Annotated in this window: 12 protein-coding genes and 2 pseudogenes; 11 read left to right on the forward strand and 3 right to left on the reverse strand. The window is 68.9% G+C overall.

The genetic code is table 11. The annotated features are described in order from the left end of the window. Positions 1-8 precede the first annotated feature (8 nt). From ABD691_RS33785 to ABD691_RS23475, 3 genes and pseudogenes are all read left to right on the forward strand, one after another. Positions 9-226, forward strand: a pseudogene (locus tag ABD691_RS33785) (IS5 family transposase); the annotation flags it as partial. After that, positions 203-418, forward strand: a pseudogene (locus ABD691_RS23470) (IS5 family transposase); the annotation flags it as partial. The pseudogenes ABD691_RS33785 and ABD691_RS23470, both read left to right, overlap by 24 nt. A 40-nt stretch (positions 419-458) precedes the next feature. Then, positions 459-620 (forward strand): hypothetical protein, encoded by a 162-nt coding sequence (locus ABD691_RS23475; protein WP_344683529.1) that lies wholly within the window; start codon positions 459-461, stop codon positions 618-620. Between the two features lie 29 nt (positions 621-649). Here ABD691_RS23475 and ABD691_RS23480 read toward each other — a convergent pair whose 3' ends face one another. Further along, entirely contained in the window at positions 650-1,705 is a 1,056-nt protein-coding gene (locus ABD691_RS23480) for an Ldh family oxidoreductase (RefSeq protein WP_344683122.1), read from the reverse strand. A 209-nt stretch (positions 1,706-1,914) separates the two neighbouring features. Between ABD691_RS23480 and ABD691_RS23485 the strand changes: the two genes are divergently transcribed. The 5 genes from ABD691_RS23485 (at position 1,915) to ABD691_RS23505 (ending at position 6,670) form a co-directional block, all read left to right on the forward strand. Further along, positions 1,915-3,162 (forward strand): SLC13 family permease, encoded by a 1,248-nt coding sequence (locus ABD691_RS23485; RefSeq protein ID WP_344683123.1) that lies wholly within the window; start codon positions 1,915-1,917, stop codon positions 3,160-3,162. Between the two features lie 65 nt (positions 3,163-3,227). Next, on the forward strand, positions 3,228-4,475 hold the full coding sequence (locus ABD691_RS23490) for a citrate/2-methylcitrate synthase (RefSeq protein WP_344683125.1): 1,248 nt from the start codon (positions 3,228-3,230) through the stop codon (positions 4,473-4,475). 115 nt (positions 4,476-4,590) lie between these two features. After that, positions 4,591-5,046, forward strand: coding sequence for a hypothetical protein (locus ABD691_RS23495; RefSeq protein WP_344683126.1), 456 nt, complete (start codon positions 4,591-4,593; stop codon positions 5,044-5,046). A gap of 135 nt (positions 5,047-5,181) precedes the next feature. After that, on the forward strand, positions 5,182-5,838 hold the full coding sequence (locus tag ABD691_RS23500) for a hypothetical protein (RefSeq protein WP_344683127.1): 657 nt from the start codon (positions 5,182-5,184) through the stop codon (positions 5,836-5,838). A 379-nt stretch (positions 5,839-6,217) separates the two neighbouring features. Continuing rightward, positions 6,218-6,670 (forward strand): phosphotransferase, encoded by a 453-nt coding sequence (locus ABD691_RS23505; protein WP_344683510.1) that lies wholly within the window; start codon positions 6,218-6,220, stop codon positions 6,668-6,670. A 45-nt stretch (positions 6,671-6,715) separates the two neighbouring features. Here the strand turns inward: ABD691_RS23505 and ABD691_RS23510 are convergent, their stop codons facing one another. Beyond that, entirely contained in the window at positions 6,716-7,702 is a 987-nt protein-coding gene (locus tag ABD691_RS23510; protein ID WP_344683129.1) for a GlxA family transcriptional regulator, read from the reverse strand. 108 nt (positions 7,703-7,810) lie between these two features. On the opposite strand from ABD691_RS23510, the gene ABD691_RS23515 reads away from it, so the two are divergent. Both ABD691_RS23515 and ABD691_RS23520 read left to right on the forward strand, forming a co-directional pair. Further along, positions 7,811-8,752 (forward strand): alpha/beta hydrolase, encoded by a 942-nt coding sequence (locus ABD691_RS23515; RefSeq protein ID WP_344683131.1) that lies wholly within the window; start codon positions 7,811-7,813, stop codon positions 8,750-8,752. Positions 8,753-9,295: 543 nt separating this feature from the next. Continuing rightward, positions 9,296-10,117, forward strand: coding sequence for a class I SAM-dependent methyltransferase (locus ABD691_RS23520; RefSeq protein ID WP_344683133.1), 822 nt, complete (start codon positions 9,296-9,298; stop codon positions 10,115-10,117). 220 nt (positions 10,118-10,337) lie between these two features. On the opposite strand, the gene ABD691_RS23525 is transcribed toward ABD691_RS23520, so the two are convergent. Continuing rightward, positions 10,338-10,910 (reverse strand): TetR/AcrR family transcriptional regulator, encoded by a 573-nt coding sequence (locus tag ABD691_RS23525; protein WP_344683136.1) that lies wholly within the window; start codon positions 10,908-10,910, stop codon positions 10,338-10,340. A gap of 444 nt (positions 10,911-11,354) precedes the next feature. Here ABD691_RS23525 and ABD691_RS23530 point away from each other — a divergent pair, with 444 nt between their 5' ends. Next, positions 11,355-12,377 (forward strand): alcohol dehydrogenase catalytic domain-containing protein, encoded by a 1,023-nt coding sequence (locus ABD691_RS23530; RefSeq protein WP_344683138.1) that lies wholly within the window; start codon positions 11,355-11,357, stop codon positions 12,375-12,377. The last annotated feature ends 12 nt before the right edge of the window (positions 12,378-12,389 follow it).

Consider the following 12,389-nt stretch of genomic DNA (forward strand, 5'->3'; position numbering starts at 1 on the left):
AGGTCAGCGTGGACTCCACGATCACGCGAGCGCACCAGCATGCGGCGGGTGCGCGGAATAGGGGGATCTGCAGGCCGAACCGCCCACCACCTCCGCTGGTGGCACCGAGGCCGCCGATCATGGGCTGGGCCGTTCGCGGGGTGGGTGGACCACCAAGCTGCATCTGGCCTGCGAGCAGGGGCGTAAACCGTTATCGCTGGTGGTGACCGCGGGGCAGCGTGGAGACAGCCCGCAGTTCACGGTGGTGCTCGAGACGATCTCGGTGCCCCGGCTCGGGCCGGGACGCGCACGTCGGCGCCCGGACCGGGTCCTGGCCGACAAGGCTTACAGCTCACGCGCCAACCGGAACTACCTGCGCCGCCGTGGAATCCGGGCCACCATCGCCCAGCCTCGCGACCAGGCCGCCCACCGCCAAGCCCGTGGCTCACGCGGCGGGCGGCCACCGACCTTTGACGCCCATGATCTACCAGCAGCGCCACGCCGTCGAATGCGGCATCAGCCAGGTCAAACAGCACCGGTCCGTCGCCACCCGTTTCGACAAACTCGCCCTGCGCTACCAAGCGACCGTCAGCATCGCCGCCATCAACATCTGGCTACGCCACATCCAAAACACGCCCTAGGTCCTGCACAGTGAGGTGGCCCGTCCACCTCACCGTGCGACCGCGTTCGCGGCCAGATCTTGCAGCGCGGCCACGTCGGCGGATGTCACCTCGACCCCGTTCGCGGACTGCGCCCGGTGCGCGGCCAGCTCCGACTCGCCCGGGATGCGGACCGGCGCGGCTGGGTCCGCGGGCGGGGTGTTGTGCAGAATGCCCGCGAAGTCGGCCATCCGCGCCGCCAGTGCGTCGGCGTCCATCAGCCGCGAGGTGTCGATCAGGATGAAGACGTGGCCGAGATCCTGGGCGCGCTCCGGATCGACGCTCCACGAGCTCACGTGGTCGAGGTAGGCGGCGCCGGAGAGCAGGCCGGCGAACAGGTCGACCATCAGCGAGAGCCCGTACCCCTTGTGCCCGCCGACCGGTTGCAGGAACCCCTCGAGCGCCGCGTGCGGGTCAGTGGTCGGGTTGCCGTCGATGTCGGTCGCCCAGGTGTCCGGGATCGTGTTCCCGGCGGCGGCCGCCCGCCGGATCTTGGCGCGCGCGACGACGCTCATGGCGATGTCGAGCATGATCGGATCCCCGCCGGGGGACGGGACGCCGATGCCCAGCGGGTTGTTGCCGATACGGGCCTCCCGGCCGCCCCACGGCGGGATCGTGGTGGTGGCGTTGCTGGCGATGATGGCGGCGAAGCCCTGTTCGGCCGCCTGGAACAGGTACGGCATCACTGGCCCGAAGTGGTTGCTGTGCCGGGCGAACGCGGCGCCGACCCCGCTCCCCCGGGCACCTTCCACCGCCGCTTCCAGCGCCCGGGCCCCGACCAGCGGGCCGATCCCGTTCGCCCCGTCGACCCGGGCCACCGCCGGGGCGACCCGCTCGACGCGCACCCGGGCCGCGGGGTCGAGGCCGCCGAGCCGCCCGCGTTCGAGGTACTGCGGGATCCGCCCGATGCCGTGCGTGTGGATGCCGAACAGGTCCGCCTGCACGAGCACCCGGCTGATCGCCTCGGCGTCATCAATCGGCACGCCATCGCCGAGCAGGGCTCGCGTCGCCAGCGAGCGCAACAGGTCGGCGGGAACAACGGTGGTTTCGGTCCGGGTCTGGGACACTCTCGATCCTCACTATCAATATAATCAACATATTTTGTTGACGCAAGAGCAAGCTAGAACCGCTACCTTTCGCTGTCAACACCAGATAAAGGCCAGTTGACAGCGACAGCTGCGCTTCGTACGGTTCCGTCGTCCGTCAACCTTGAATGTTGATTATATTGATTCCAGGTTGTTCGCCGCGCACCACAGAGATTCGAGTGAGGACGACGATGTCTGAAATCCTGCCGGTCATCGCGCTGGGCGTGATGTTCGTCGTGGCGACCGTGTTGCCGATCAATATCGGGATCCTCGCGTTCATCGCGGCCTTCCTCGTGGGCACTTCGTCCCTGGGCCTGACCGAGGACGAGATCCTCGAAGGGTTCCCGGTCTCCCTGTTCGTCACGATCGTCGGCGTCACCTACCTGTTCGCGGTGGCGCAGCGCAACGGCACCGTCGAACTGCTCGTGCGCGGCGGGGTGAAACTCGTGCGCGGCAAGGTCACGCTGATCCCATGGGTGCTTTTCGCGTTGTGCGGGACGCTGTCAGCGCTCGGCACCTTCCCCGCTGCGGCCATCGCGCTGCTCGCTCCCGTGGGGCTAAAGTCCGCGCAGCGGCACGGGATGAGCCAGCTGCTCATCGGAGCCCTGCTGGTCGCGGGCGCCCACGCCGGATCGTTCTCCCCGATAGCGGTGTCCGGTGCGCTCGTGCTCGGCATGATCGAGCAGACGCCGCTGCACCTCGCGCCACACGCGCTGTTCCTGGCCAACTTCACGTTCAACGTCCTGATCGCGGTGGTGAGCTTCCTGGTCCTGCGCGGTTACCGGCGATCCACGCCCGCCGAGCCCGAACCGGACCTGGCCGAGGACCACACCGACGAGGTCACGAAGATCGATTGGCGGCAGGCGCTGACCCTCGCGGCACTCGTCCTCATGGTCGTCGGCGCCCTGGTGTTCCGCCTGGAGATCGGTTTCCTCGCGCTGGGCGCCGGTGCGCTTCTCGCGCTGATCGACATCAAGCGCCAGTCCAAGGCGATCGAAGGTGTCAGCTGGTCCACCGTCATGCTGGTCGGCGGAATGATCACTTACGTGGGCATCCTGGAGAAGGCGGGGACCATCGACGCCATCTCCCAGGGCGCGTCCAGGATGGGCAGTCCCATGCTTGTCGCCTTGCTGTTGTGCTTCGTGGTGGCCGTGGTTTCCGCCTTCGCGTCGTCCACCGCCATCCTCGCCACGATCATCCCCATCGCCGTGCCGCTGCTGCTGTCCAGCGATCTCAGCGCCGCGGGCCTGGTCGCCGCGCTGGCGTTGTCGGCCACGATCGTGGACACCTCACCGTTCTCCAGCAACGGCGCACTCGTGCTGAGCAACGCTTCGGACCAGGTGCGGATCTACCGGCAACTCCTCGGATACACCGCGGCCATCGTCGTGATCGGGCCGCTCTTCGCGTGGGGGTTGCTGGTCGTGCCGAGCGCGCTGTGAGCGTTTGGCTGCTCGTCAATACAATCAACTCTCCGGGTACGGTCGAGCAGGGAGGTTGAAGGGCGATGTCTCTCGCCGCGCAACGTCGGGACGACGTGATGTCGGTGTCGCAGGCGGCTCGCGCGCTGGGGGTCAAGCCCGCGACCGTCTACGCCTACATCAGCCGGGGGCTGCTCGCGAGCACGCGGCTGCCCGGGGACCGGCGCAGCTGGCTCTCCCGGGCCGAGGTCGACGCGTTCGCCCACCGCCGCGGGGCCCGCCCGGCCGCCGGCGCGGGGATCGTCGAGGAGCCGGTCACGACCGGTGCCGAGCCGGACACCAGCACGGAGGTCGGCGGGATCGTCGGGAACCGGTTGCTCTACCGCGGCCGGGACGCGACCGATCTGGTCCGGTCCAGCTCGTACGGCGCCGTGGCCGAGCTGCTGTGGACGGGGGAACCAGGCCCGAGCAGGCTCCGCCCGCCAGAGCAGCCGGTCCGGGATCTGCTGCACCGCCTGCAGGACACCATGCCCGCGGCCAGCCTGCCGCTGGACCGGCTCAAGGCGGCGGCCGTCCTGCTCGGATCGTCGGACCCGTTCCGCTACGACCTCTCGCGTTCGGCGGTGATCTCCATCGCCCGCACGCTGGCGCCGGCGTTCGTCGAGGCGCTGCCCACCCGTGCGAAGGCGGTGGACGAGCAGCGCACCGGTGACGACCTCGCTGCGCGGCTGTGGTCGAAGCTCTCCGACGCCGAGCCGTCCGCCGCGCAGCTGTCGTTGCTCTCCGGTGCGCTGATCCTGCTCGCCGAGCACGGTCCGGGTCCGTCCACCCGGGCCGCCCGGGAAGCGGCGGCCAGCGAAGCTGACCCCTACTCGGTGGTGCTGGCCGGTACCAGCGTGGCCAGCGGCCTGCTGCTGGGCGGCGGCTCGTCGCTGGCGGTGCAGGCCTGGCTGGAGGAGATCGACTCGGTCACCGAGGTGCCCCGGGTGCTGGCGGACCGGCTGGTGCGCGGCGACCGGGTCTCCGGTTTCGGCCAGCCCCGCTACCCGGGTCCCGACCCGCGCGCCGCGACGATGATGGCGCTGCTGGCCGACAGCGGCGGAGACGACGACCGCCAGTGCATCGTCGGTGCGGTGGTCGATCTCGTGCGGAGCCGGCGCAACCTCGCCCCGAACGCCGAATTCGCACTCGGCGCGATGTGCTTCGTGCACGGGATGCCCCGCGGCGCGGGCGAAGCCGTCTTCGTCATCGCCCGCTCAGCGGGCTGGATCGCGCACGCCGTCGAGGAGTACGAGGCGACCCCCGGCACAACCGCCGCGCTCGCACGCGGCTGACGACGCCCTTTCTCGACTCGCTGGCGAATTCCGCACGAACAGGCGCTTTACCGCTTCTGGGCCGAACGCAAGGGTGATCGGTATCCGAGGGATGTCTCAGACCGGAGAGAACGAGATGTCTGCACAGGGGAACGGCGTTGAGGGGGCGCAGTGGCGGGGCGGCGGTTCGGACGGATTGCCGCGCGAGGTGCGGCGCCAGACGTCGCGCAGGGCCGGACCGGACGCGGGGAAGGTTGTCGGCTGGCTGCACCGGCAGACCGGCGCTGAAGTCGCGCTGGTCTGCAACCACGCCGAATCGGTGGCGTCGCACATCGAAGGCTTTCCCCGGGAGACGTTGCGCCCGCTCGCTCCACTCCTGGCACGCATGTCCAGTGGGCAGCTGGCCGCAGCCGCGACCCGGGCCGAAGGACTGCACGTGCGCTGCGAAGCGCTCGGGGCAGACGAGCCGCACCCGGTGCTCGTGGTGGCCGGCCGTTCGGAGCCGAGACCGGAGGCGGTCTCGCTGACCTCACATGTCGGCCTGGGCGCCGCCTTCCTGGCAAGTCTGCTGATGTGCCAGCCCAGCCGGTGACCAGGCAGGCGATCGCCACGATGACGACGGCGAGGCAGTGCCGGGCCGCGTTCGCACTCGAGTCGGTGCAGGGCGAGCTGTCGTACATGGTGGGCCCGGCGGTGGTGATCCTCTGTGCGGCAACGATGTCGCCCGGTGTGGTGGCGTGGGGTCGGCGCGGCGATCGTGGCAGGCGGAGCCGGGATCGCTCTGCTCAACCCGCCGCTGCACGCCGAGGACGAGGCGGACACCGGCGCGGCCGGACGGCCTCCGCGCCGGGAGTGGCTGGGCGCCGGCATGATCGCCGCGCCGACGATGGCATTCGGCACCACGACGCTGCTCAGCGGCGTCGACCTCGCCATCGTCGCCACGCTCGAAGAAGCAGGCCAGGTTCCCTGTGTCGCCGTCGTAGCCGTGCTCGGCGTGGCCTCCGTCGCCGGCGGCCTGATTTATGGCGCGCTACCTCGGCCGCTGCCCACGTGGCTGCTGCTCGACTTGCTCGGACTCGTGACGATTCCCGCCGGCCTTGCCCACGACTGGCCCTGGCTGTGTGCGGCCGTTGTCGGCACCGGACTTCTCGCCGCCCCAACCCTTTCCGCAGTGGCCGACGCGGTGAGCCGGCTGGCACCAGCCGGCGTGCGGGGTGAAACAACCGGTCTGCAATCCTCGGAGATGAGCGCTGGTTTCGCGCTCGGCTCCCCGATCGTCGGGGTGGCGACCGACGTTTCGGCGCCAGCGGGCGGCTTCGCGGCGGCCGGGCTGGCCGGTCTCGCCGCCGCGCTGGCTGGATGCCTGCTGTCCCGCCGCCCTTGAGACCACGGCACTACGCTTCTCGCCGTGGTGCGGACATGCTCCCCGTCTTGCGAAGTGATGGTGGGATGGTGGAAGAACGGCTGACCGGAGGCAACAGCACCGAAGTCGTCCGCACCGGCCAGACCGTGCGACGCGCCCCTGCCCGGCAGAGCACCGCAGTCCACGAACGGCTGCTACACCTCGAAAGGCAGAACTTTCCGAACACGCCACGGTTTCTCGGAAACGACGACGCCGGACGGGAAATCCTGACCTACCTGCCCGGCACCTCAGGTGCGTACCCGATGACCAACAAGTCCGCAGCGACGAAGCGCCGGAAGCGTGCACCCTGCTGCTGCGCCGCTACCACGACGCCACGGTCGGACTGCTGTCTCGCACCGACCTGCAATGGGAACGCCCGGCGCGGCCAGGGGCCCGGCCGGAGGTCATCTGCCACTACGACCTCGCGCCCTACAACGTCATCTTCGACAGAACGCGACCGGTGGGCGTCATCGACCTCGACAACGCGGGACCCGGCGCACGCGTCGATGATCTGGCCTACTTCGCCTACCGCTTCGCGCCCCTGTCGGCACTCGAGAACTACTTCGACGGCGGCTGGTCCCACGACGTCGACCGGATGCCGCGCCTACAACGGATCTGCGAACTCTCCCCACTGGAAGAACGCACACAGATCCCGGAACTCGTACTCAGGCGACTCGACGAGATGCGGCAGTGGATCCGCGACCGCGCCGCCGAAGGCGACCCCGCTGTGCAGAACCACATCGGCATCTACGACGCCGACGCCCGCTACATCGAACGGGAACACGACAACATCCGCGCCATACTGGAGTCCTGACCGAGCTGGCGAACTGCTGTCTGTCCTCGTTGCGCCTGAGACGGGTCACGTGGACGCCGTGGTGGTCGAGCGAAATGCCCTCCGGTAGGCGGAGGGGGTGGTGTCCAAGCTGCCCCGCATGCGCTGCCGCAGGTTCGTGCCGCTTCCCAGACCGGTCCTGGCGGCGATGTCATCCACGGGCAGCTCTGTCGATTCCAGCAGGTAGCGAGCATGTTTCAAGCGGGCGGAGGCCAGCCATTCAGCCGGGGAGAGACCTGTCTCCTGCCGGAACCGCCTGGTGAACGTCCGCACGCTCATGCGGCTGTGCGCCGCGAGGTCCTTGAGGGACAGCCGCCTGTCCAAGTGCTCCGTCATCAGCGTCCGCGCCCCGGCCGTCGATGTTCCCACATCCTCCGGGACCGGATGATCGATGTACTGCGCCTGGCCTCCATCCCTCATGGGTGCGACGACGTTGTACCGAGCCACTCGATTCGCCACAGAGCTGCCGTGGTCCTCCCGGACCAGGTGCAGGCACAGGTCGATGGCCGCCGCACCGCCGGCCGAGGTCAGGACCCCGCGATCGGTGACGTACAGCGGGTTGGTGTCAAGGTCGACCGCCGGGAAGAGCCGTCTGAACTGCTCCGCGTAGCGCCAGTGTGTCGCGGCCCTGCATCCCTCCAGCAAGCCGGCAGCGGCGAGAACGAACGCCCCGGTGCACAGGGACACCATCCGAGCGCGACGCCGGGCCGCGCGTAACGCCTCCGCAATACGGGAGTCCACCGCACCGTCCTCGAGCACGTCCGGGCAGCGGGTGCCCGCAACGATCACGGTGTCAGCGTGCTTCAGCAGGGTTAGGTCGCCTTGGGGCGTGACGCCGTACCCGTTCACTGTCGGCACCTCGGAGCCATCCGGCGTGACGGTCCGCACCTCGTAGGCCGCGCTCCCCGTGCGGGTTTCGACCGAGGCCAGCATCTGGGCCGGAATGCTGAGGTCGAAGGCCACCACCGGTGCGAGGGCGAGAACCGCCACTTGGTGAGGAGTTGCAACGGCCATGGCCCAATAGTTGCACATGATGGCCCTCAGGCCACTTTTGCGGTGTTCATGAGCGGAAGAGACTGATGTCAGTTCCGCACTCCACACCCGAAAGGCGCGGTCCCCTTCATGTCCACCATCTCCGTCCCAGCTGTCGATGCCGAGATCCAGTCGCTGCTCGAAACCACCGACGCGGGCGTCTTCCCCTTCTACGGCCTGGATGCCGTTCTGTCCTCCTCCGAGCTGTACGCACGGCTGCGTGAACGCCCCGACACGACCTTCGACGGGCGCGCGGAGGTCAACGACGTGTTCATCCCCGGCCCCGGAGGCCAACTGCGCCTGCGCGTCTACCGCCCTGCCACCGACCACGACCTGCCGGTCATCCTCTACTTGCACGGCGGCGCCTTCACCTACGGCTCCCCCGAGGCCGAGGAGGACCACGCCCTGCGGTACGCCCTGGACGCCGACGCCGTCGTGGTCTCCGTCGACTACCGCCTCGCACCAGAACACCCCTACCCGGCCGCGGCCGACGACGCCTACACCGCCCTGACATGGGTGGCCGAACACGCAGACCGCATCGGCGGCGACCCGCAGCGCATCGCCGTCGCAGGAGTAAGCGCCGGCGGGAACATCGCAGCCTCCACGGTCCTGCGCGCCCGCGACCGGGGAGGGCCGAAGGTGGTCTTCCAGCTGCTGCTCTACCCGGCCTTGGACAGCAGCATGACCAGTTCCTCGGTACGTGAGTTCACCGATACCCCCGTCCTCAACCGAGGCGCGGTCGAGGTCGCCTGGCGCTACTACGCCGCAGGCCGCGCACCCTACGCATCCCCGGCACATGCCACCGACCTCAGCGGCCTGCCTCCCGCCTTCGTCGTCGCGGCGGAGGCCGACCCGCTGCGCGACGAAGACCGGCGCTACGCCGAACGTCTCAGCGAGGCCGGTGTCACCACCGAACTCATCCAGGTCCCCGGCGCCGTGCACGGGTTCGACCTGCTGTTCCCCAAGGCCCGCGTCAGCCGGCGCAACCTGGAGGACCAGGTACGCGCCCTACGCGAAGCCCTTCACCCGTGAACCCTTTCTGACCGCTCACGTCCTCACGACGCCACCGGGCGTACGGCCCGGTGGCGTCGTGCCCGACACTGTTTGCAGCCACGGGTTCGCACGGGCTTGCCTCGAACCACGATCCGGACGTAGTGCCTCGGTTCAAACCAACGCGGCGGTCCACGACAGAACATCCATGTGGTCCAACACTGCTGCTCAGCCGCCAGGTGCAACCACCACCCGATACGAGAAACACCGACGGCAGCGGCGCTGCCGACACCGCGTCCCACCACCCGCTACGTGAACGGGTCGGGTTGCGGCGCTCCGTCGCCGCGGTGTCGACTTCATCCCGCACACGCTGCGGCATGCACGGGTCCTCGGGGTAGGTTCCACCCCGTCATCCTCGACATCCGCTTCCGGGCACGTCGAGGTGGACACGCCCTTGCTGCAGCGCAGCCGCCCGGCTCCCAGCGCGCCGCCCGGCTGTGCGATGCGCACCGGCATGGGTTGCCGTCGCCCCTATCATTGGAAATGATTTTCGTTTCATCCAGATATCCGGGAAGCGGGGCAGCCATGGGAATTGCCGACGATGCGCGCGACCTCGGTGCGGTGTTCAGCGCGGCGCAGACGGAGTTCGAGGACGCTTCGGCCTGGGTGTGGGATCCGATGGGGCAGGCTCTGGTGATCCTCGCCTCGCCCGAGCCCGGTGAACGGGTGCTCGATGCCTGCTGCGGAGCAGGCGCATCGGCCGTGCCCGCCGGACATGCGGTGGCACCGGGCGGAAAGGTGGACGCCATCGACCTCGCCGACGGGTTGCTGGACCTGGGCCGCAGGCGAGCACACCGCCACGGCGTGACCACTGTGGACTTCGTCCGGGCCGACGTCACCACCTGGGAGCCAGATCAGCTCTACGACCTCGTGCTGTGCGGCTACGGGGTGTTCTTCCTGCCGGACATGGACGTCTCGGTGAAGCGGCTGATCGGGCTCCTGCGCGGCGGTGGCCGGTTCGGCGTCAGCGCGTGGTGGCGGCCCGCGGTCGAGGAGTTCGGCAAGGCACTGATGGACACCGTCGCCACCTTCCGCACCGAACCGGCCGGTCCGCCGAGCCGAGCCCAGGCGCCGAGCCTGCGCATCGCGACACCCGAGACGATGCGTTCCTGGCTGGAATCCCTGGAACTGCGCGACATCACCGTCCGCCCCTTGAAGCAGACTGTGCCCCTGACCGCGGACCGGGCGTGGAACTTCGTACTCGGCAGCGGTTTTCGCGGCGCGCTGACCGCCCTCGCGCCGGACGCGATCCCCGCGGTGCGCAAGGCGTTCTTGTCCCTGCTCGAACAGCGCAACATCGCTCACCTGGACATCAGCACCCTGATCGCCTGCGGCACGCGCTCCTAGAACTCGTCGCGGAGAAAGCGCTCGGCGAGCAATCGCGGCAGTTGGACATCCGGGGGCTGGAGGTAGAAGTGCCCGCCGCGGAGGACGACCGGTGGGTGCCCGACCACTGCCCTGCGGTGTGCAGTTTGATCTTGCATTTTCCGTGCGCTGGTGCGGCACGTCCAGTCTGATGACGTCCGTGCGCGATCTCCGGGGGCCTGCATCCCCCTGTACAGCAGGTTCAGGAGGCGATGAGGGCTTGCACGGCAGCGATCATCGCGGCGCGGTGAGGGCGCAGCCGCTCGAAGGACCATGGGGCTTCGGGAGCCAGGGACTGCAGGGCGGGTGAGGCGCTGGCCCAGGCGGTGGTGAGCCCGAGCAGGAGGGCGAGGATGTCCGTGGGGGCGATGCCCTTGTTGACCTTTCCGCTCTGCTGGGCGGTGAGGATGGCATCGATCTTGGGGCGGTAGGCGTCCACCTCGGCCGCTGAGGGGTCGGGGCGTTCCAGCCGGGCCCAGCCGGTCAGGCGGAGTACCTGGGGGTGCGCCAGCAGGTAGTCGAACAGGTCGCCGGCGTAGCGGGGGAGGTCGTCCGCGTCGAAGGGGACTGCCTCGGCGAGGTCGGCCAGACTCTTGGCGACGACGAGGTCGAAGAGCTGCTCCTTGTTGCCGAAGTGGACGTAGATCAGTCGCTTGTTGACCTGTGCGGTTTCGCCGATCCGGTCCACGCGTGCGCCGGCGAGCCCATGCTGGGCGAACTCGTCGTAGGCGGCTTCGAGCAGTCGTCTCTTGGTGGCGGTGGCATCCGGCGGCATGCGAGAAGTGTAATGGTCAGCAGGCGTAACTATACAGGTAGTGATGAAATCGAAGGTTGTCCGGCAGCTGACGGGTGCGCGCCGTCCGGTCCCGGCCCCTGGCCCGCAGGCTTCGCACCCTTGCAGGTCCGGCCAAGATGCGGGCCGCACGGGGGCTCCTACGCTGATATCTACCGCTCAAGCCCCACCATCCCCCGGTGGCGCACCTGTCGATCCGCCCTCTGTCCGTGTGACGCGGTGGCCGTGGGGGTGCCTCAACGGCCCAAGCAGGTGCCCCACCCCTAGATTCGCAGTTCACGCACGGGTAACTACCTAGATATTGACGGCCCAACAGGGGTGGACTACGGTGTAGTTATCTAGATAGTTACCTATGGGGTGAGTTCCCTCCGTCCTTCCCGCGCGTGCATCCCGCTTGCGGGCCGCATCGAAGCAAGGAGCAGAATCATGAAGGCAGTTGTGATGACCGGCGCCAACCAGCTGTGGGAGGTCCGGGACGTCCCGACCCCGACGGCCGAGCCGGGGCAGGTTCTGGTGAAGGTGTACGCCTCGGGCATGTGTTACACCGACGTATGGGCCACGCAGGGTTACGGCGGGGACATCTACCCTCAGACGCCGGGCCATGAGGTGGTCGGTGAGGTCGTCGAGGTGGGTGCCGGAGTGCACACGCGGCAGGTCGGCGACAGGGTCGGGACGACCTGGGTGCAGTCCGCCTGTGGCCGCTGTGCCTACTGCCGTGAGAACCGGCCTCTGACCGGCCAGACCGCGATGAACTGTGCCGGAGCCCGCACGACGGGGTTCTCCGCGCAGGGCGGGCATGCGGAGTACATCGCCATCTCGGCCGAGGGGACGGTGCTGCTGCCCGACGGCCTGGCCTACGAGGATGCCGCGCCCATGATGTGCGCCGGGTACACCACCTGGAGCGGTCTGCGGGATGCGGCGCCGCAGCCGCACGAAAAGATTGCCGTTGTGGGCATCGGCGGGCTGGGGCACGTGGCTCTGCAGCTGTCCAAGGCGTCCGGCTTCGAGACCATCGCGATCACCCACTCGCCGGACAAGCACGACCTGGCCGTCCAGCTGGGCGCCGACCACGTCGTCGCCAACGGCAAGGAGCTCAACGAACTCGGCGGCGCTGACGTCCTCCTGGTCACCACCAACGCCTTCGGCGCTGCAGAGGAAGCGCTGACGGGCCTGCGGGTGGATGGCCGCGTCGTCCTCAGCGGTCTGGACTTCACCAGGCCCTTCTCCATCTCCTCCGAGGGTGTGCCGTTCCACATGATGCGCCAGCAGGTCATCGGCTCCACCCACGGCGGCCAGCACTACCTCAGCGAGGTCCTCGACCTCGCGGCCAAGGGCAAGGTCAAGCCGATCACCGAGACCTTCCCTCTCGCGCGTGCCACCGACGCCTTCGACCGTCTCACCTCCGGGAAGATGCGCTTCCGCGGCGTTCTCACGCCGCAGAACAGCTGACCGGCAGCACCA

The organism is Saccharopolyspora taberi, from assembly GCF_039534165.1.
Classification (GTDB): Bacteria; Actinomycetota; Actinomycetes; order Mycobacteriales; family Pseudonocardiaceae; genus Saccharopolyspora_D; species Saccharopolyspora_D taberi.